18 protein-coding genes are annotated in these 18,807 nt (G+C 70.2%); 8 read left to right on the top strand and 10 right to left on the bottom strand.

Going from position 1 to position 18,807, the window contains the following annotated elements; translation table 11 throughout:
• The 6 genes from FXF51_RS05005 to FXF51_RS05030 all read right to left on the bottom strand — a co-directional run bounded on the left by FXF51_RS05005 (nt 1) and on the right by FXF51_RS05030 (nt 5,976).
• Nucleotides 1-978: a copper transporter gene (locus FXF51_RS05005; RefSeq protein WP_148433032.1), complete on the bottom strand. Its 978-nt coding sequence runs from the start codon at nt 976-978 to the stop codon at nt 1-3.
• The gene (steA, locus tag FXF51_RS05010) at nt 975-2,171 is read right to left on the bottom strand and encodes a putative cytokinetic ring protein SteA (RefSeq protein WP_148433033.1); all 1,197 of its coding nucleotides are present in this window, start codon (nt 2,169-2,171) and stop codon (nt 975-977) included. The genes FXF51_RS05005 and steA overlap by 4 nt, the downstream gene beginning before the upstream one ends.
• A gap of 73 nt (nt 2,172-2,244) precedes the next feature.
• Complete coding sequence (recN, locus tag FXF51_RS05015) at nt 2,245-3,954, bottom strand: DNA repair protein RecN (RefSeq protein ID WP_148433034.1); 1,710 nt, start codon at nt 3,952-3,954, stop codon at nt 2,245-2,247.
• Between the two features lie 107 nt (nt 3,955-4,061).
• Nucleotides 4,062-4,991, bottom strand: a complete 930-nt coding sequence (locus FXF51_RS05020) for an NAD kinase (protein ID WP_148433035.1) — start codon at nt 4,989-4,991, stop codon at nt 4,062-4,064.
• On the bottom strand, nt 4,988-5,800 hold the full coding sequence (locus FXF51_RS05025; protein ID WP_148433036.1) for a TlyA family RNA methyltransferase: 813 nt from the start codon (nt 5,798-5,800) through the stop codon (nt 4,988-4,990). The genes FXF51_RS05020 and FXF51_RS05025 overlap by 4 nt, the downstream gene beginning before the upstream one ends.
• Nucleotides 5,797-5,976, bottom strand: a complete 180-nt coding sequence (locus tag FXF51_RS05030; RefSeq protein ID WP_148433037.1) for a hypothetical protein — start codon at nt 5,974-5,976, stop codon at nt 5,797-5,799. The genes FXF51_RS05025 and FXF51_RS05030 overlap by 4 nt, the downstream gene beginning before the upstream one ends.
• Before the next feature lie 126 nt (nt 5,977-6,102).
• Between FXF51_RS05030 and FXF51_RS05035 the strand changes: the two genes are divergently transcribed.
• From FXF51_RS05035 to FXF51_RS05045, 3 genes are all read left to right on the top strand, one after another.
• A complete protein-coding gene (locus FXF51_RS05035; RefSeq protein ID WP_148433038.1) occupies nt 6,103-6,450 on the top strand; it encodes an SCP2 sterol-binding domain-containing protein in 348 nt (115 codons plus the stop codon).
• Nucleotides 6,451-6,552: 102 nt separating this feature from the next.
• Nucleotides 6,553-7,308: an ABC transporter ATP-binding protein gene (locus tag FXF51_RS05040; RefSeq protein WP_148433039.1), complete on the top strand. Its 756-nt coding sequence runs from the start codon at nt 6,553-6,555 to the stop codon at nt 7,306-7,308.
• Nucleotides 7,308-8,084: an ABC transporter permease gene (locus tag FXF51_RS05045; RefSeq protein WP_148433040.1), complete on the top strand. Its 777-nt coding sequence runs from the start codon at nt 7,308-7,310 to the stop codon at nt 8,082-8,084. Before FXF51_RS05040 ends, FXF51_RS05045 begins: the two co-directional genes overlap by 1 nt.
• A gap of 294 nt (nt 8,085-8,378) precedes the next feature.
• On the opposite strand, the gene FXF51_RS05050 is transcribed toward FXF51_RS05045, so the two are convergent.
• Entirely contained in the window at nt 8,379-9,350 is a 972-nt protein-coding gene (locus FXF51_RS05050; protein ID WP_148433041.1) for an HAD-IIA family hydrolase, read from the bottom strand.
• Between the two features lie 78 nt (nt 9,351-9,428).
• Here FXF51_RS05050 and FXF51_RS05055 point away from each other — a divergent pair, with 78 nt between their 5' ends.
• Entirely contained in the window at nt 9,429-9,869 is a 441-nt protein-coding gene (locus tag FXF51_RS05055) for a TipAS antibiotic-recognition domain-containing protein (RefSeq protein ID WP_148433042.1), read from the top strand.
• Between the two features lie 581 nt (nt 9,870-10,450).
• Here the strand turns inward: FXF51_RS05055 and FXF51_RS05060 are convergent.
• On the bottom strand, nt 10,451-10,873 hold the full coding sequence (locus tag FXF51_RS05060) for a tetratricopeptide repeat protein (protein WP_148433043.1): 423 nt from the start codon (nt 10,871-10,873) through the stop codon (nt 10,451-10,453).
• Between the two features lie 117 nt (nt 10,874-10,990).
• On the opposite strand from FXF51_RS05060, the gene FXF51_RS05070 reads away from it, so the two are divergent.
• The gene (locus FXF51_RS05070) at nt 10,991-12,505 is read left to right on the top strand and encodes a DUF1015 domain-containing protein (RefSeq protein ID WP_262379297.1); all 1,515 of its coding nucleotides are present in this window, start codon (nt 10,991-10,993) and stop codon (nt 12,503-12,505) included.
• A gap of 672 nt (nt 12,506-13,177) precedes the next feature.
• On the opposite strand, the gene FXF51_RS05075 is transcribed toward FXF51_RS05070, so the two are convergent.
• On the bottom strand, nt 13,178-13,759 hold the full coding sequence (locus tag FXF51_RS05075) for a single-stranded DNA-binding protein (RefSeq protein ID WP_148433044.1): 582 nt from the start codon (nt 13,757-13,759) through the stop codon (nt 13,178-13,180).
• Here FXF51_RS05075 and FXF51_RS05080 point away from each other — a divergent pair.
• Nucleotides 13,749-14,672: an MBL fold metallo-hydrolase gene (locus FXF51_RS05080; protein ID WP_148433045.1), complete on the top strand. Its 924-nt coding sequence runs from the start codon at nt 13,749-13,751 to the stop codon at nt 14,670-14,672. The genes FXF51_RS05075 and FXF51_RS05080 overlap by 11 nt on opposite strands.
• Before the next feature lie 449 nt (nt 14,673-15,121).
• On the opposite strand, the gene FXF51_RS60515 is transcribed toward FXF51_RS05080, so the two are convergent.
• Nucleotides 15,122-16,336, bottom strand: a complete 1,215-nt coding sequence (locus tag FXF51_RS60515) for a hypothetical protein (RefSeq protein ID WP_262379298.1) — start codon at nt 16,334-16,336, stop codon at nt 15,122-15,124.
• Here FXF51_RS60515 and FXF51_RS60520 point away from each other — a divergent pair.
• Both FXF51_RS60520 and FXF51_RS05090 read left to right on the top strand, forming a co-directional pair.
• Nucleotides 16,241-17,719 (top strand): hypothetical protein, encoded by a 1,479-nt coding sequence (locus FXF51_RS60520; RefSeq protein ID WP_187414190.1) that lies wholly within the window; start codon nt 16,241-16,243, stop codon nt 17,717-17,719. The genes FXF51_RS60515 and FXF51_RS60520 overlap by 96 nt on opposite strands.
• 271 nt (nt 17,720-17,990) lie before the next feature.
• Entirely contained in the window at nt 17,991-18,731 is a 741-nt protein-coding gene (locus FXF51_RS05090) for an SAM-dependent methyltransferase (protein ID WP_187414180.1), read from the top strand.
• The last annotated feature ends 76 nt before the right edge of the window (nt 18,732-18,807 follow it).

Raw genomic sequence — 18,807 nt, forward strand, 5'->3', positions numbered from 1 at the left:
TCAGCTCCCTGACGTGGTGGTGGGTGACGGAGTCGCGGACGTCACCGCGGGGATGGGGGCCGAGGCTCCCTTGCCCACGCCGTATTGGCCGGCACGCCCGGACAGCTGCTCCCGCAGAGAGTAGACGATCGCGACGCGCCCCACGGGCATGTCGGCGGTATCCACCGTGGACACGCGCTTGGAGACCTCGCCCTCGTCACGTACGGCGCTGATCGCGTCGCCGGCCGGGGCCGCGGCGTCGGCCGTCCCGGCCAGCACGGCGCCCTGGCTGCCGACGTCGAGCCCGTCGGCGACGGAGACGATGGCGCCCGCCTGCGTCTCGGCGTTCTCGCCCTCGTACGCCTTCTCCGGCGCGAACATCACCACCAGCGTGGCCCGCTTGACCGGGTCGCCCTCGGTGGTGAGCAGCCCGCCCGCCTCGAACGTGCTGACGACGTCGGCGGTGGCCGGGTTGGGCGTGCCGCCCTGGGCCTGGTCGGTGGTGACCAGGGTGGCGGCGAGCAGCGCGGCGGCCCTGTCCCAGCTCGTGGCGGTGGCGGGGAAGACCATGTTGACCGGTTTGAGCTGGTTGACCAGGCCGTCGAGCACGCCCTTGTTCTTGGGGTCGAAGAACTTCTCGCTCAGCGCGACGCGCCCGGAGACCTCGGCGCCCGCCTGGTCGAGCACCTGCTCGGAGGCCTCGCGCACGGCGTTGCTCGAGCCGGGCGACTCGACCAGCAGCACCCGCTGCCCGGCCAGGTCACCGGCCACCAGGTCACCGGTGGCGGAGATGATGAACTGGTCGTTGCCCGCCTCGCGCCCGCGCAGCGTGTCGATCTGCGCGCGCAACTCGTCGTTGGACGCGGTGAGCCCCGCGGTCACCTCCTCGATGGACTTGACCGCCGGCCCCTGCAACAGCGTGGTGCCCAGGACGATCCCCACCGCGAGGGCCAGGAAGATCGCGACGATGGAGACGAGGTGGTAGCGAAAATCGATCACGAGAAGAGTCCGACCAGCCAGAAGATGAATGCGTTCCAGAGGTCTTGCAGGCCGTTCAGCCAGGTGCGGCCGAGAGGCGACAGGCCCAGCGCGACCCCCATGGTGATCAGTGCTGTGATCACGAGCAGGAGCAGTTGGGAGGTGGTGATGCGGCTGCGGTAGAGCCTGCTGACGCCCTTGGCGTCGATGAGCTTGCTGCCGATGATCAGCCGGGTGAGGAAGGTGCTGGCCATGCCGGAGCGGCCCTTGTCGAGGAACTCCTCCAGCGTGCCGTGCGTGCCGACCGCGACGATGAGCTCGGCGCCCTTGTCGTCGGCCAGCAGCATCGCGATGTCCTCGCTGGTGCCGGTGGCGGGGAAGATGACCGCTTCGCGGCCGAGCTGGTGCACGCGCTCCAGGCCGGGCGCCCTGCCGTCGCGGTAGGCGTGCACGACGAGCTCGGCGCCGCAGGTGAGAGCCTTGGTGGAGACCGAGTCGAAGTCGCCGACGATCACGTCGGGCAGGTAGCCGGCCTCCAGCAGCGCGTCGGCGCCGCCGTCCACGCCGACGAGGACGGGACGGTACTCGCGGATGTACGGGCGCAGCGTGGCGATGTCTTCCTTGTAGTGATAACCGCGCACCACGATGAGGACATGTCTGCCCTCCATGGGGGTGCGGATCTCAGGCACGCCGACTCCGTCGATGAGAAGCTTGCCCTCACCACGAACGTACTCCATCGTGTTGACCGCGAAAGCCTCGATCTGCACGGCGAGACCGGCGCGCGCCTCGGCCATGGCCGACTCGACGGTCTCCATGGTCTGCGGCTCGCCCTTGCCGACCACGTCGTCGTCGAGGTAGACGACCCCTTCGCAGACGCGGACGACGTCGCCGTCCTTGATCCGCTCGAACAGCTCCTGGTTGGCGTTGTCGACGAACGGCACGCCGCTGTCCAGCAAAATCTGTGGCCCCAGGTTGGGGTAACGGCCGCTGATGCCGCTGGCGACGTTGACCACGGCCGCGGCGCCGCACGCGACGAGCGCCTCCGCGCTGACCCGGTCAACGTCGACGTGGTCGATAATCGCAATTTCCCCGGGCTGGAGGCGCTTGGTGAGCCTCTTGGTCCGCCGGTCGATTCTCGCCACTGCCGTTACACCGGGAAGGCCCTCGACCTTCCTGCCGCGGAGGCCCGGCAATCTGCTTCCCGGAACCTTCATCAAGACCATCCTGCCAGAGCGAAACAGCGCGGAGGCCACGCATGACGCGGCGTGTCCGCTATGTCACCCAGGATCACCTGTCTGCTGCCGCCAGCCCCAGGAGCTCTTCCGCGTGCGCCCGGCCCAGCTCGGAGTCCTCCAGGCCTGCCAGCATGCGGGACAGCTCGCGTACGCGGCCCTCGTGGTTGAGCGTCACGACACCGCTGCGCACGACGCTGCCGTCGCTCGCCTTCTCGACCACCAGATGCTGGTCGGCGAACGCCGCCACCTGCGGCAGGTGTGTGACCACAATCACCTGCGCGGTGCGGGCCAGCCTGGCCAGCCTGCGCCCGATCTCCACCGCCGCCTTACCGCCGACGCCCGCGTCCACCTCGTCGAAGACGAACGTCGGAACGGGGTCGGCGCCGGCGAAGACCACCTCGATCGCGAGCATCACGCGGCTCAGCTCGCCGCCCGAGGCCCCCTTGTTGAGCGGCAGCGGCGGCGCGGCGGGATGCGCCGCCATCCGCAGCTCCACCTCGTCGCGCCCCTCGGGGCCGAAATCCTCGGCCTGGGTGAGCTGGACCACGACCCTGGCGTGCGGCATGGCCAGCGCGGTCAGCTCCTCGGTGACGGCCTCGCCGAATCGCTCGGCGGCGGCCTGGCGCACGTTGGTCAGCTCGGTGGCCAGCTCGGTGAGGCGGGCGGTCAGCTCGTCGTACTCGCGGGTCAGCTCGTCGATGCGCTCGTCGTCGCCCTCCAGCTCGGCCAGCCGGGCGGCGGCCTGCTGCGCCCAGGCCAGCACGCCCGCGCTGTCCTCGGCGTACTTGCGGATCAGGCTGGACAGCACCGAGCGGCGCTCCTGCACGGACGCCAGCCGCGCCGGGTCGGCCTCGATCGACTCGGCGTAGGCCGCCAGGTCGGTGGCCACGTCGGAGATGAGGTATCCGGCCTCGGCCAGCCGGTCGGCCACCCCGGCGAGCTGGGCGTCGAAGTCGCGCACCGCCTCGACGGCGGCCCGCGCCTCCCCCAGCAGCGAGATCACGTCGTGCGGGCTGCCCGCGGCCTCCATCGGGTCGCCGAGCAGCGCCGTGTGCGCGGTCGTGGCGGCGCTGCGCAGGGCGTCGGCGTGCGAGAGCCGCTCCTCCTCGCCGCGCAGCTCGTTGTCCTCGCCCGCCTTGGGATCGACCTTCTCGACCTCCTCCAGCCCGAAGCGCAGCATGTCGGCCTCCTGGGCCCGCTCCCTGGCCCTGGTGGTCAGCTCTTCGAGCTGCGCGGCGACCTGCTTGTGCCGCTTGTACGCCTGCGAGTACGCGCGCAGCGGCTTGACCAGGTCGTTGCCGGCGTAACGGTCGAGGGCGGCCCGCTGCCTGGCGGGCTGCAGCAGCCGCTGCTGGTCCATCTGCCCGTGCACCGCCACCAGGTCGTCGGCCAGGTAGGTCAGCGTGCCCACGGGCACCGTGCGCCCGCCCAGCCACGCCCTGGACCTGCCCTCGGCCGAGACCGTACGGGAAATGATCAGCTCGCCGTCCTCGGCCTCACCGCCGATGTCCTCGACCTGCTGGGCGACGCGCCCGCCCGGCTCGATGACCAGCGTGCCCTCCACGCTCGCCCGGTCGGCCCCCGGCCGCACGCGCGAGGGGTCGGCCCGGCCGCCGAACAGCAGCCCGAGCCCGGTCACGACCATCGTCTTGCCCGCACCCGTCTCGCCGGTGACCACGTTGAAGCCAGGCGAAAGCTCGAGCACGGCCTCGTCGATGACGCCGAGCCCCTGGATGCGGACCTCCTCGACCCTCGGTCGCACTGCCCACTCCCGTTCACTGCCGTGTCTGACGCCGCTGCCTTCGACGGACCGCTCGCGGGCGGCCCGTCACTGCCCACGTGATCCTACGCGCTCTTATCTCCATTCACTCAGGGTCGCGCCCTTCCGCGCCACCCCTGGACAGGAAGCTCGAACTTGGCCACCAACCGGTCGGTGAACGGCGCGCCGGTGCTCTCCACACCGTGCAGCCGCGCCAGGCGCACCGGCTCGGCGCCCCGGCGGACCTCGACCCGGGTTCCGGACGGGAGTTCGAATCTGCGCCTTCCATCACACCACAGAACCCCGCCCGGCGTGTCCGGCAGGATCTCCACGGCCAGCGTGGAGCGGGGCGAGACGACCAGCGGCTTGGCGAACAGCGCGTGCGCGCTGATGGGCACCATGAGCAACGCCTCCACCTCAGGCCAGACGACGGGCCCGCCTGCGGAGAACGCGTACGCGGTGGAGCCTGTGGGAGTGGCGCAGATCACCCCGTCGCACCCCCACCTGGACAGCGGCCGGCCGTCGATCTCGGCGACGACCTCCAGCATGCGCTCCTGCTTCTCGACGGTGGCCTCGTTCAGCGCCCAGGTGTCGGCCAGGACCCGGCCGTTCTGCCGGGCGAGAACATCGACCGTCATCCGCTCCTCGACGTCGTAGCGGCCGGCCACGACGCTGTCGACCGCCGCCGCCAGGTCGGCCACCTCGGCCTCGGCCAGGAACCCGACGTGCCCCAGGTTGACGCCCAGCAGCGGGGTGCCCGCGGGCCTGGCCAGCTCGGCGGCGCGCAGCAGCGACCCGTCGCCGCCTAGCACGATCATGACCTCGGCGTCCTTGGCGGCGCCCGGATCGGCGGGCACCGCCTCGGCCCCGCCGCAGCCGATCTCCTCGCACTCGGTGTCGAGCACCCTGACGGTGATCCCGGCGTCGACCAGCCGGTTGATCACCAGCCGGGCACTCTCGACGGCGGCGCCGCGCCCGGTGTGCACGGCGACCAGCACGGTGCGATTCCCTGCGGCCCGATTCACTGCGGCCCGATTCATTGCGGCCCTTCCGCGACGGCACGCTGGATGTCGGCGTCGGGGTCGGCGACCTGCGGCGCGCCCTCCCCCTTACCCATCCAGAGCAGATACTCCACATTTCCCGACGGCCCCGGCAGCGGGCTGGCGGTCACGCCGCGCACGCTCAGCCCCAGCTCCAGCGCCTTGGCCGCGGCGTCGCGCACCGAGCGCGCGCGCAGCTCGGGATCCCGCACGACGCCGCCCGCCCCGACGAGGTCCTTGCCCACCTCGAACTGCGGTTTCACCAGCATCACGAAGTCGGCCTGCGGCGCGGCCACCCCGGCCAGCGCGGGCAGCACGAGCCGCAGCGAGATGAACGACAGGTCGCCCACGATCAGCGCCGGCGGCTCGCCGACCATCTCGGGGGTCAGGTCGCGCACGTTGACGCGCTCCATCACGGTCACGCGCTCGTCGTTGCGCAGCGACCAGGCGAGCTGCCCGTAACCGACGTCCACGGCCAGCACGTGCGCCGCGCCGCGGCGCAGCAGCACGTCGGTGAACCCGCCCGTGGACGCGCCCGCGTCGAGGCAGCGGCGGCCCGCCACCTCCAGGGTTTCGAACGTGTCGAGCGCGCCGAGCAGCTTGTGCGCTCCGCGCGAAACGTAGTCGGGCCCGTCGTCCGAGGCGGCCACGACGATGGCGGAGGCGGTGTCGACCTGGGTGGCCGGCTTGCGGGCCCGCTGGCCGCCGACGCTGACCCGGCCGTCCTCGATGAGCTGCGCGGCCTGCTCCCGCGAACGGGCCATGCCGCGGCGGACGAGCTCGCTGTCGAGACGGATCCTGCGACTCACCGGACGGACTCTCCCGGCGTCGTCCCGTCCACGGCGGCGAGGGTGCTCTCCAGCGCGGAGAACGCCTCGTCGAAGACCGCGACGTGCTCGCTCACGGGCAGCTCGCCCAGCCGCCCGAGGCCGGCCACGATGGCGTCGACCCGCTCGTCACCGGTCTCCTCCGGCACCACACTCATGACTCGACCGTAACGCCTCCCGCGAGCGGCCGGGACCTTGGCAGGCGTGTCACGCGTTGAAGCACATACGGGGGTGCTACTGATGTGGAACGCTACCGTCCGCAAAGGGAAGAAAGGATGCGCATCATGGCAAGCGTCGAGGAGTGCCGGGCGGCACTGGTCAAGCTCGTCGCACAGTTCGACGAGATCGACGAGGCGGACCGTGCCAAACACGTGGTCGAGCGCACGGTCAGCTGCCGGGTGTCCGACCTCGACGTGATCTTCTACGGCCGGCTGCACCACGGGGGGCTGGACCCGTTCACGGAGCAGCCGCCGGCGGACGGCAAGGCCGCGGACGTCAAGCTCACGATCGTGAGCGACGATCTGATCGCACTGGTCGACGGGGAGCTCGATCTGGCCCGGGCGCTGCTCGGGGGGCGGGTGAAGATCGACGCGAGCTTCGGCGACCTGCTGCGCCTGCGCCGGCTGATCTGAACGTCCGGCCGGGCGTCCCAGGGCCTCGGCCGGACTCTTGACGCGTCCCGTCGCCCAAATATTTAATGAAGTCATTAACTATTATGCGACGGATGAAGCACCATGGGTCTGATCATCGACGCCCGCCACCTCACCCGCGCCTTCGGCACCGACCCGCCGGCCGTCGCCCTGGACGCCCTGGCGATCCGTCCCGGCGAGATCTTCGGCCTCCTCGGCCCGAACGGCGCGGGCAAGACGACCACGATCAGGATGCTCGCCACCCTCCTGCCGCCGAGCGGGGGCACCGCACGCGTGTGCGGGTTCGACGTGGTGCGGGCGGCCTCCGAGGTACGCGCCCGCATCGGCTACGTGACCCAGCAGGTCTCCCCGATGGGCCACTACCTGCTGACCGGCAGGGAGAAGGCCGAGATCGAGGCGGCCCTGTACCACGTGCCGAGGCGGCGGCTGAAGGCCAGGGTCGCCGAGGCCCTCGACCTCGTCGGCCTCACCCGCCACGCCGACCGGCCCGTCCAGCACTACTCGGGCGGCATGCAGAAACGCCTCGACCTCGCCTGCGGCCTCCTGCACCGGCCCGAACTGCTGATTCTCGACGAGCCCACCCTCGGCCTGGACGTGCAGTCACGCCACCACGTCTGGGAGCACGTCCGCGCCCTGTGCGACGCCGGCATGACCGTGCTCCTGGCCACCAACTACCTGGACGAGGCCGACCGCCTCTGCGACCGGCTCACGATCCTCGACGACGGCCGCCAGGTCGTCACGGGCACGCCCGCCGAACTGAAGGCCGCGCTGGACGCCTCGTCCCTCGACGAGGTGTTCCTCCGCCACACCGGGCACGCACTGCGGGAGGAGCCGCGCTGATGTGGTCGCAGGAAGTGCTGGCGCTGTCGCGCCGCTGGCTGCTCATGACGCTGCGGGAACGCCTGAACCTGCTGTTCAGCGTCCTCCAACCGGCCGTATGGCTGGTCTTCTTCGCCGGCGGCATGGGCGGCGCGGTGGACGCCCGCGTCGTCGGGACGGACGACTACATCGCCTTCGCGGTGCCGGGGGTCATCGCGTTCACCGTGGTGGGCAACGGGGTGACGGCGGCCATGCCGCTGCTGTTCGACAAGGAGACGGGGTACCTGGACAAGCTGCTCAGCATGCCGATCAGGCGCAGCTCGCTGATCGTGTCGCGGTTCGTGTTCCAGGTGGGGCTGAACTCGGCGCAGGTGCTGGTGATCCTGCTCGTGGCGCTCGCCCTGGGTGTGCGTCCGGCCGCCGGGCCTTTCGGAGTACTGGCCATCCTGGTCGCCACGGGGCTGCTCACCCTGGCGCTGACGGCCGCGGCGATGACCCTGGCCTGCGCGGTGCCTTCGCACGGGACGTTCTTCGCCGTCACAGGGTTCGTTTCGTTGCCGCTGCTGTTCATGAGCAACGCGTTCGTTCCGCTGTCTGCGATGCCTGGGTGGATGGAGGGGGTGGCTCGGGTCAATCCGCTCACGTACGCGATCGAGGCGATTCGGGTGCTGGTGTTGCGGGGGTGGGGCGGTGGGGTGGTGGGTTCGTCGCTGGGGGTGCTGGCTCTGGCGTCGGCCCTGCTCCTGGCGATCGGCGCCTGGCAGTTCACCCGCCAGACCAGCCACCGCACCACCTGACCCCCCGGCCTCTTTTCACCCGGCCCGACCAGCCACCTCCATCCCGCCCCGCCACTCGCCAGGCCAGGCACCACTTCGCCCGCCGCTCACCCGATCGCCTTTTAGGCCCGCCCGCCGCTCCCCCGATCACCTTCTAGGCCCGCCCGCCGCTCACCCGATCACCTTCTATGCCCGCCCGCCGCTCACCCCGCCCGGCCAGGCCCTCTTCACTCGCCCGCCCCTCGCCCGGCCCGACCGGGCACCACTTCACCCCGCCCGCCGCTCGCCCGGCCCGGCAGCTCTCAGCCCCGCCCCCTACCCCACCCGATCGAGGACCGGCTTGACCGCGTCCTCCTCAACCCTCCCCTCACCCGCCACCGCCCAGGCGGCATCACAAGCAGCCCTCAACCCATCGATCCGGCTGCCCTCCCCCTCAAGACGCAGCACCCCGTCCCGCCACTCGGCCCGCCATCCCCCACAAGCCCCATCCCGCACCTCGGGATAAGGCACAAGCAAGGCCCCCAAATCCTCCCCGACATACGTGGGCCGATGCCGAGGCTCAGCAGTCAGCACATCAACCGCCGCCGCCACCCCGGTCAAGACCAGCACACTCTCGACCCCCGCGTTCGAGGCCCCTTCGATATCGGTATCAAGCCGATCCCCGACAACGAGCGGCCGCCGCGCCCCCGTACGAATCATCGACTCCCGGTGCAAAGGCGGATCCGGCTTACCGGCATAAATCGGCTCAACCCCGGTAGCATGCGCGATCACTCGCACCATCGCCCCGTTCCCCGGCAATTCCCCTCGCCCGGTCGGCATGGTGCTGTCAGCATTGGACGCCACGAACAACGCCCCCTGCCGCACCGCCAGCGCCCCCTCCGACAGCAGCCCGTACGACAACCCGGGCGCGATCCCCTGCACCACCGCGACAGGCGACTCGGCAGCCGTCGAAACAGGCCGCAGCCCCCGATCCCGCACCGCCAGCCGCAATCCGGACCCACCGACCACGAGCACCTTCGCACCGGCCGGCACCCGCTCCGCGATCAACCGCGCGGCCGCCTGCGCCGAGGTCACCACGTCCTCGGCCGAGGCAGGCACACCCAGCTCCCGCAGATGAGCGGAGATCGCCGCCGGCGTGCGTGAGGCGTTGTTCGTGACGTACGCCAGCCGCGCACCTCGCCGCTGCGCCTCCTCCAGCGCCTCCGGAGCCCCTGGCACCGCGTGACTGCCCAGATAAACCACCCCGTCGAGGTCGAGCAGCAGGGTGTCATAGCCGTCGATCAGCACAACGCCTCTTCCCGTTTGACTCTCACGTTGCGTGAGACTTTAGCGTCGCCCCCGTACCCACCCAGAGAAGGGACGACCATGTCGGCCAACCTCAACCTCACCGCCGAGGACCGCGCCGAACTCTTCGGCGACTTCGACCCGGACACCCACGCCGCCGAGGCGGAGCAACGCTGGGGCGGCACGGACGCATGGGCGGACGCCAAGCGCCGCTCGTCCTCCTACACCAAGCAGGACTGGCAGCGCTTCAAAGCGGAGGCGAGCGACCTCGGCACCCGCCTCGCGAACGCCCTCCGCTCGGGCGCCCCAGCAGACGGCGACGTGGCCATGGACCTGGCGGAAGAACATCGTGCCCACATCTCCCGCTGGTTCTACGAGTGCACCTACGAGATCCACCGCGGCCTCGGAGACCTGTACGTCTCAGATCCCCGCTTCACCACCTCCCTCGACGCCACCACCCCCGGCCTGGCCGCCTACCTCCGCTCCGCCATCACCGCCAACGCCCAGCGCCACGACACCTGACCCACCACCCCTCAGCCCACGCCTCCGGGTCGTACGGGCCCTCAACATCCCAACCTCGCAACCCCGTAACCGAGAACCGAACCCGGGTGCCGATATCGAATTCGCCTAGTAGTCGCCCTTCGTGGAGTACTGCGTGTGCCGCCCGAGGGCCCGGCGCGAGAGCGCGCCCAAAGCGGCTCATGCGGACTGCCACCCAGGAGCGTGAGAAGGTGCCGTCCGGCCTCATGCGGCTCAGGGCAGGATGTGGTGCGGTGCTGCGCGCGGCTCGGACGGGACCCGATGCGGCGCTGCACGCAGTCCGGAACGGAACTCGCCGCGATGCTTCGTACAGCCCGGAACGTGATGCGGTGCTTCGTACAGCCCGGAACGTGATGCGGTGCTTCGTACAGCCCGGAACGTGATGCGGTGCTGCGTGCAGTCAAGGGCGAGATGTGATGCGATTCTGGGGCGAGATGCGGTGTGGCGGAGCTACGTGCGTTCCGTGACCTGAGGTGCGGCTGTTGCGTCGCGCAGGTAGCCGGACGGACCCATCCAAGCCAGCCACCCCGGCCCCCACACCGACCCCGCGCTCAAACACCCGCCTACATCTCCCGACGAGCCCGCAAAGTCGCCCGCACACTCTTCAGAGCCGACACGTAATTCCGCTCATCAGGCCGCATCGCAACAGCGATGGCCAACGGCTCCTGAGCCCCTTCCACGTCACCAGTCCGCCACAACGCCAACCCCAACCCGAAGTAGGCATAATCCTCGGCCGGATTGGCGTCCACAATCTGCCGGAAGCTGGCCGCAGCCTCCGCATACTGCCGGGAATTGAACTGCGCCCGCGCCAGCGCCTCCAGAATGCTCCGCGACTCGGGCTCAGCCGCGGCGGCCCGCTCCAGCAACGCCGCCGCAGCAGCGGGGCTGCCCTCCTGCAGCAGCTTCACCCCACGCTGATACCAGTCGTAAACGCCACCCCACGGAGCACCCGCACTCTCATCTCGAACATTCCCATCCTGACCCATGCGTGAGAACTCCTTCATCGCTGACGGCGACCTGGCTCCGACCTGCCACGAACGGACACGACTGCAACCACGGGGCGACTTCTGGAAGGCGCAAGCATTTATGGGAGCATGCCCGGTATGGGGACTCCTGAACTGCCGGTACCTGCTGGACTGGTGCTACGGCCCTTCCGAGGCGTGCGTTTCGCTGTCGAAGATCCCGCCAAGGTGACCTCCCCGCCGTACGACCTGATCTCCGACGCCGACGTAGAGGTCCTTCTGGACGCTCACCCGAACAACGTCGTCCGCCTCATCCTTCCCTGCTCGTCCCCGAGCAACTCCTCCCCCCCCACCACCGAAATCCACCCGGCGTCCCAGGCAGCCACCGGCCCAAGCGACGCCAGAGACACCAGGGACATTAGGGACACCGACGCCACACCTCCAACCACCACCGACGAAGCGCACTCCGCGTCACCGACCGTCGCAGCACCTGTGACACACTCCGCGTCACAAATCACCACTCCCGAGACAGACCCCGCGTCTCCGCTGCCTCTCCAGCCCCGTTACGCCGTGGCCAGGGACACTCTTAAGGAGTGGCTGGACTCGGGCGTGCTGGTGCCTGACGACGTGCCCGCGCTCTACGTCTACGAGCAGACCGGCCCAGACATCCTGCAGCGCGGCCTGATCGGCGACGTCGGCCTGGCCGACCCCGGACAGCGCATCATCCTCCCCCACGAGGACGTCTTCCCCGGCCCCATCGCCGACCGCCTCGCTCTCATGAGCACCACCCAGGCCAACCTCGAGCCGATCTTCCTCCTCTACGACGGCGACGACGGCACAGCCACCCACCTGGTGGACGAGGTGGCCTCGACCCGCCACCCCCTCGTCTCCGCACAGACCGAGGACGGCCTCACACACCGCCTCTGGGCGATCACCGCCCCGGAGGAGATCGCCGCCATCAACGCCGACCTCCAGGCTCGCCAAGCCCTGATCGCCGACGGCCACCACCGCTACGCCACCTACCGCGTCCTTCAACGCCAGGAACGTGCCACCCACCACGACCTGCACAAGTACGTCGCGTCGGCATTGGGCCCGTGGGACTTCGGGCTTGCGCTGCTCGTCGACTCCCGCGCGTACCCGCCCGACCTCAAGGCCATCCACCGAGTCATCCAGGGCCTTCCCCTGGACGAGGCGGTGTCCAGGGCCAAGACGTCGTGGCAGGTGCACGACTACAAGGACCTGTCGGCCGGCCTGGCCGCGCTTGAGAGGGCCTCGGAGCCCGCGTTCCTGCTCGCCGGTGAGGACGGCTCGCACCTGCTCACCGACCCGGACCCGGTGCAGTTCGCCCGTGCCATGCCGCCGGATCGTTCCGACCGGTGGAACTCCCTGAACACCTCCGTACTCTCCGAGTTTGTGCTTCCTGTGGTGTGGGGCATGCGCGACAACGATCAGACCGTACGCATCGTCCATCACGACACGGACGCCGCTGTACAACTCGCCATTCGTACCGGCGGCACCGCTGTCCTTCTCAAACCGCTCGCGATCGACGACGTGCTGGCGGTTGCCGCCGGCGGCGAGCGAGTGCCCCGCAAATCCACCTCCTTCGGCCCTAAGCCACGGACCGGCCTGGTTCTCCGTACGTTCGCCACCGGTTGAGGCAGCCCTCGACGGCGCGGCCTTCCAGCAAGGCCCAGTCCGCCAGCACAGGGCTAGCCCAGCCTCCAGCCCAGCCAGCGCAGCACAGCCCAGCCAGCGCAGCACAGCGCAGCACAGCGCAGCACAGCGCAGCACAGCGCAGGCCAGATCCAGCCCGGCCTTCCGACGCAGGTCAACCCGGTCCTCCACCACCCCCAAGGCAGGCCCAGCTCTCCAGCCCACGCCAGCTCACCCCCTCCGACGCAGGCCAGGCCAGCCCTCCAGCCCACCCCTGAGACAGGCCCAGCTCTCCAGCCAAGGCCGGCCCCTTCGCCAAGGCCAGCTCCCCAGCCCAGGCCAGGCCAGGCTCGCCATCAGACCAGCTCTCCGGGTCAACCGTCCGAGTCAGCCCGCAGGGTCAGCCCAGCCGGATCAGCCCAGCCGGACGATCCCGCCGCGTCGGCCCCGTCAGCACAGGCCAGACCGGTCCTCCTGCGCGGCCGCAGCCCTACCAGCCCCCAAGCCCCTAAGCCCTCAAGCCCTCAAGCCCTCAAGCCCTCAAGCTCAGCATCCCGCCCCCAGGCTGCTAGGCCTCGCCTTGGCACCGGCCCCGCCCCTCCGGTGTCCCCATCCCCGATCGGTGCTCCTCCGGACCGATCGCGCTCATCGCGGAGACCCGCTGGATAAGCCAGATCAGCCGGTCGGTGCCAGGTATGGCACCTGCAGCGGTATCAGGTCGGCGAGGCGGTGAGCGGGCGCGGCCACGGCGTCGGACGCCGAGATGGTGACGGGCTCGGCTGCAGCAGCGTCCGCCGGGGTGGTGGTGGGGTCGGCTGGTTCGGCTTGTTCGTACGGTTTGGCGGAGCTGACCTCGACCTCATAGCGCCACCTCTTGCCGGTCGATGGGCCGTAGACCCGGCAGCGGAACGAGCCCATCACCTCAAGCAGGTCGCGGGGCTTCATGGCGCGGACGACGGCGGCCGTGTCCGCGTCGAACGTGATGCACGGGATGCTGTCGCTCAGTGTCGCCCCGCGTCTGTGGCGGCGACGTCGGACGATGATGCGCCACTTCGTCAGGGTGTCGCCGCTCGGCAGGGGATGGTCCTCGGCCGGGGCTGACAGCCTTCCCACCAGCAAGACTTCGTTTCGATCCACGGTCGTCCTCCGATCGGTGCTGCGGTCGAGATCACTCTCTACGATGAGGGGGTGGCCGGATCGGCTGAACGCCGTTCTGGGGATAACGGCGGGAGGCTTGGGAGTGCCTGTGGACAACATCACCGCGCTCGGCGGCGACGTTTATGAGATCGACACCAAGATGGCCGGGTTCTCGGGGATCACGGCGGGTTATCTGATCCTGAGTGACCGGCCCTGCCTCGTGGAGACCGGTACCTCGACCTCGGCCCCCGTCGTACGGGATGCGATCGCCTCGCTCGGTGTCGGCCCCGACGACCTGGCCACGGTCGTGGTGACTCACATTCACCTCGATCACGCCGGGGGCGTCGGCGACATCGCCAGGTTCTTTCCGTCCGCGCAGGTCGTCGTACATGAGAAGGGGGCCCGCCACCTCGCGGAGCCGTCACGGCTGATGGCCAGCGCGCGCATGGTGTGGGGTGATCGGCTCGACACGCTCTTCGGGGAGCTGACCCCCACCGAGGCCGAACGCATCGTTGCGCTCGGCGACACCGGCGCCATCGACCTGGGCAACGGGCGCACGCTGAACAGCCACTACTCGCCTGGCCATGCGAAGCATCATGTGGGGTTGGTCGATTCCGCCACCGGTGATCTGTATGTCGGTGATGCGGCTGGTGTCTACCTGCCTGAGACCGGCGATCTGCGTCCCGCCACTCCGCCGCCGGACTTCGATCTGAAGACCGCCCTGGATTCGATTGCGCTGTTCGGGGCGCTTGGGCCGCAGAGGTTGCTGTTCAGCCACTATGGGCCGGTTCAGGCCGTTCAGGAGACGCTTGAGCGGTCGGCGGAGGAACTTCGGGTTTGGGTTGATCTCACTCGGCAGGCTCGTTCGGAGGGCATGGATCTGGATCATGCTGTTGCCATGGTGAGGGAGCGCGTCGATGAACGCTACGGGGCGACGTCGGATGATGCCAGGGCTGAGCAGGTCGAGTTGCTGAGCGGTGTGTCGTCGAATGTCGCAGGGATCCTGCATTGGCTGGATCGCAGCTCTCCATGACAATGTGACGAGCGTGGCCTATGTGGCCGACGTGCCTGACATGGCGTATGTGGCGGACGTGACCAGCGTGGCTCATGTGGCCCACGTGGTTCCGTGGCTTACTCGGCTCATGTGGCTACCGTGGCCTGTGGCTAATGTGGCTGTGGCGGCGTGGCCTGTGCGACGCGGCCTGGCCTGGGCGACGGCCTGGCCTGTGCGACGCGGCGTGGCCTGTGCGACGCGGCGTGGCCTGTGCGACGCGGCCTGGCCTGTGCGACGCGGCCTGGCCTGTGCGACGCGGCGTGGCCTGTGCGACGGCGTGGCGCGATTGACAGCTTGGCGAGCGTGACCGGCGCGTGACGGCGGAAGGCGTGATGACATATCAGCGTGACGTCCAGCGCCGTGAAATGGCGAACCCGCCGCACGAGCCTTCCTCAACAGGGAAGACCCATGCGGCGGGCGCAGCGGTTCTACTCGCTCTTGGGCTTGTCTTCAGACCCCTCGGCATCATCGTTCAGGACGTCACCGAAGTTCGGCTCAATGAACGCCGGCGTGATCCCAGGCACCCCAGCCGCCTGCTCCTTCGCCTCCTCAGGCTCGTCAGCCTTGTCGGCCGGCACCGCCTCGTCGGCCTCAGCAGCGTCGCTGGTCTCCGCAGCTTGCGAAGCCTCAGCCTCCTCGCCAGCTTCCGGAGCCTGCGCCGCCTCAGAAGCCTGCGCGACTTCGGCGGACTCCGGGGCGGCCTCTGCAGATTCCGCCTCCTCCGCAGCTTCCTCCGAGGACGCAACGACTTCGGAGTCGTCATCGCCCTCAGCGGAATCAGCCTCCGAAGACTCGGCAGTGCCGGGCTCATCGGCCTCTTCGGCGGACTCGTCCACGTCAACATCCGAGGCGACCTCGGAGCTCAGGAGGTCGCCGGCCTCGGCGAGGGCGGCGGCGTCGTCCGCCTCCCCCTCCACCACGGCCACGTCTCCGGCGTCGTCGGAGTCGTCCTCGTAGTCGAACTCCTCCTCGACGTCCTCGATGACGGCGCCGGTCAGCTCCGCGTACCGCTCGGCCGCCTCCGTCTCGCCGTCCTCGTCGAACGCCATCGCCCGCCCGAACCAGTCCGTCGCAGCGTCCTGGTGCCCGGCGTCGGCCAGCGCGTCGGCGTACGCGAACGCGAGCCGTGCCGACCACGGCCGGGGCTGCGGGTCGCGCAGCTCGGGCAGTCGCTGCAGCGTGATCACGGCGGCGTCGTGCTGGCCTAGGTCGCGGCGGGCGCCGGACTCGACGATGGTCAGCTCGATGCGGCCGGCCCGGTCGAGGCGCTCCGCTTCGGGCGAACGTACGAGGTCGATGGCCCGCTCCGGACGGCCCATGCCGCGCTCGCAGTCGGCCATGACCGGCAGGTACGCGTCCGAGCCCGTCATCCGCCTGGCCGCCCGCAGATCACTCAGCGCCTCGGAGAAGTGGCCCGCACGGTAGGCGACGATGCCCGCCGCCTCACGTACGACACCGATGCGAGCCGCGAACCTGCGCGCCACCTTCGTGTGCTCGTGCGCCCGGTCCGGGTCGTCCTCCTCCAGCGCCCGCTCGGCGGCGACCAGGTGCCGGCCGACGAGGTCGGCGAGGTCGCCGGGAAGCGAACGCAGCTCCTCGAGAACTTCCTTGTCGAGCTCGTCCACCGTGATGTCGGGCGCCACCTCGGGCAGCTTCTCGCGCTGCGGCGCCTCGGCAGCGCCCTCGCTGTCGCCGCGGCCGTACCTCGCGCGGGTCCCCGCGCCGGGACGCTCGTCGCGGCCTTCCCGGGAGAACGGGCGGGAGTCGCGGTCGCCCCTGTCGCGGAAACCGCCTTCACGCCTGTCACCGTAGCCGCCGCGGTCGCCACCCTCACGGCGCGGCCCGCGGTTGTCGCGGAACCCGCCCTCGCGACGGCCGTAACCACCGCTTTCACGCCGGTCACCGTAGCCGCCCTCACGACGAGGGCCACGGTCGGAGTAGTCGCCACCCTCGCGACGGGGACCGCGGTCGGCAAAGCCGCCACCCTCACGGCGGGGGCCACGGTCCGAGTAGTCACCGCCCTGGCGACGGGGGCCGCGGTCGGCATAGCCGCCGCCTTCGCGCCGCTCGCCGTAACCGCCTCTACTGGGACGGTCGTCGCGGAACCCGCCTTCACGCCTGGGGCCGCGGTCGTCGCGGAACCCGCCCTCACGGCGCGGACCCCGATCGTCGCGGAACCCGCCCTCACGGCGCGGACCCCGATCGTCGCGGAACCCGCCCTCACGGCGCGGACCCCGATCCTCACGGAACCCGCCCTCACGACGCGGACCACGATCCTCACGGAACCCGCCCTCACGACGCGGACCACGATCCTCACGGAACCCGCCCTCACGACGGGGACCACGATCCTCGCGGGGTCCGCCTTCACGCCGCTGCCCGTAACCGCCACCGCCGCCGCCCTCGCGGCGCGGCCGGAAGTCGTCGCGGTCGCGGTAGGTACGGCGCTCCTCGCCGCCCTCCCGACGCGGACCCCGGTCCTCGTAACCACCTTCACGACGCCCGGCGAAGCCGCCTTCACGCCTCGGCCCGCGGTCGTCGCGGAAGCCACCCTCACGGCGCGGTCCGCGATCGTCACGGAAGCCGCCTTCACGCCTGGGGCCGCGATCGTCACGGAAGCCGCCTTCACGCCTGGGGCCGCGATCGTCGCGGAACCCGCCCTCGCGCCGGCCACCGCCGGAGGAGCCGCTCTCGCGCCGGTCGCCGTAGCCACCTTCACGGCGCGGACCGCGATCGTCTCTGTCCCGATAGGTACGGCGGCCGTCACCCCGGGGCCCGCGATCGTCCCCTTCGCGCCTGGGGCCGCGGTATCCGCCCTCACGGCGGGGGCCGGAGTCGTCACGGTCGCGGTACGGCCGGCGCTCCTCGCCCTCGCGGCGCCCGCCGCGGTCGTCTCGCTGATCGTCGCGCCGAGGACCGCGCTCACCGCGGTCGTAGGGACGCGACCTGTCATCGGAACGGAACGGACGGTCGCCGCCGGAGTCTCGCCCGCGAGAGCCGTAGCCGCCGCTCCTGCCACCTCCGCCTGAGCGCCTGTCACCGTAGTCGCCGCGCCCGCGCTGTCCGCCGTCCGATCCGTTATCTCTGTTCACTTCTGGTCCATTTCGTTGGCTCACCCAGCGGACTCTCAACGACGGTCCACCGTGGCTGGTCGCCGCCCGCCCTCGGGCCTTACGCGACGAAGGCCACCCGTGGGGGTGGCCCGGTCTCTCCAGCCTAGCAAGTCACAGAACGTCCATGAGCCCGTCGCACCCCGATATTGATTGGACCGCGAACCCCGGGTCGGCGAGACTGCTCGCCATGTCACTACGCTTCCACGAAATCGCCGAGTCCCGTCACCGTATTCTGAACCCGATCACGGACGACAAACTCAACCTGCTCGGCGAGATCTGCCACTTCGCGCCCGGCACCCGCATCCTGGACCTGGCTTGCGGAAAAGGCGAGCTCCTTTCCCGTTGGGCGGCCGACTACGGCGTCCAGGGCGTCGGTGTCGACATCAGCAAAGTTTTCCTGGGCGCCGCCGGAAAACGTGCCGAGGAGCTCGGTGTGGCCGATCGGGTCGAGTTCGTGGAAGCGGACGCGGCGGCTTACGAGGACACTCCCGAGTCGTACGACGTCGTGTCCTGCATCGGCGCGACCTGGATCGGCGGCGGTCTGGCGGGGACGTTGTCGCTGATGCGCCGCTGGCTGCGCCCCAACGGCATCGTCTTGGTGGGCGAGTGCTATTGGACGTCGCCGCCGCCGCCCGAGGCGTGCGCCTCGCTGAGCATCGACGAAGGTTCCTTCACCTCGCTGGCGGGTACGACCGAGCGCGCCGAAGCGGCCGGCTTCGAGCTACTGGAAATGGTGCTCGCCAGCCCCGACAGCTGGGACAGGTACGTGGCCAGCCAGTGGTGGACGATCAGCGACTGGCTGCGCGAGAACCCCGATGACCCTGATGTGCCGGCGATGCGTGACTTCCTGAGGCAGGCACGGCGATCCCACTTGGAGTACGGCCGTGACTACATCGGCTGGGGTGTGTTCGTCCTACGGCCGGTGTGACCCGTCATTCTGCGGCCGTTGTGACCGCCAGCCTGTTGTAGCCGGGGTGAGCCCTGTAGCCGGTATAACCGACCAT

The sequence above is a fragment of the Nonomuraea sp. PA05 genome (assembly GCF_008086045.1).
Taxonomy (GTDB): Bacteria; Actinomycetota; Actinomycetes; order Streptosporangiales; family Streptosporangiaceae; genus Nonomuraea; species Nonomuraea monospora.

Excerpts from the sequence above, each read along its gene's own strand:
- steA (WP_148433033.1), bottom strand. The coding sequence starts at position 2,171 with ATGAAGGTTCCGGGAAGCAGATTGCCGGGCCTCCGCGGCAGGAAGGTC.
- FXF51_RS05020 (WP_148433035.1), bottom strand. The coding sequence starts at position 4,991 with ATGAATCGGGCCGCAGTGAATCGGGCCGCAGGGAATCGCACCGTGCTG.
- FXF51_RS05030 (WP_148433037.1), bottom strand. The coding sequence starts at position 5,976 with ATGAGTGTGGTGCCGGAGGAGACCGGTGACGAGCGGGTCGACGCCATC.
- FXF51_RS05035 (WP_148433038.1), top strand. The coding sequence starts at position 6,103 with ATGGCAAGCGTCGAGGAGTGCCGGGCGGCACTGGTCAAGCTCGTCGCA.
- FXF51_RS05040 (WP_148433039.1), top strand. The coding sequence starts at position 6,553 with ATGGGTCTGATCATCGACGCCCGCCACCTCACCCGCGCCTTCGGCACC.
- FXF51_RS05045 (WP_148433040.1), top strand. The coding sequence starts at position 7,308 with ATGTGGTCGCAGGAAGTGCTGGCGCTGTCGCGCCGCTGGCTGCTCATG.
- FXF51_RS05055 (WP_148433042.1), top strand. The coding sequence starts at position 9,429 with ATGTCGGCCAACCTCAACCTCACCGCCGAGGACCGCGCCGAACTCTTC.
- FXF51_RS05060 (WP_148433043.1), bottom strand. The coding sequence starts at position 10,873 with ATGGGTCAGGATGGGAATGTTCGAGATGAGAGTGCGGGTGCTCCGTGG.
- FXF51_RS05070 (WP_262379297.1), top strand. The coding sequence starts at position 10,991 with ATGGGGACTCCTGAACTGCCGGTACCTGCTGGACTGGTGCTACGGCCC.
- FXF51_RS05075 (WP_148433044.1), bottom strand. The coding sequence starts at position 13,759 with ATGTTGTCCACAGGCACTCCCAAGCCTCCCGCCGTTATCCCCAGAACG.
- FXF51_RS05090 (WP_187414180.1), top strand. The coding sequence starts at position 17,991 with ATGTCACTACGCTTCCACGAAATCGCCGAGTCCCGTCACCGTATTCTG.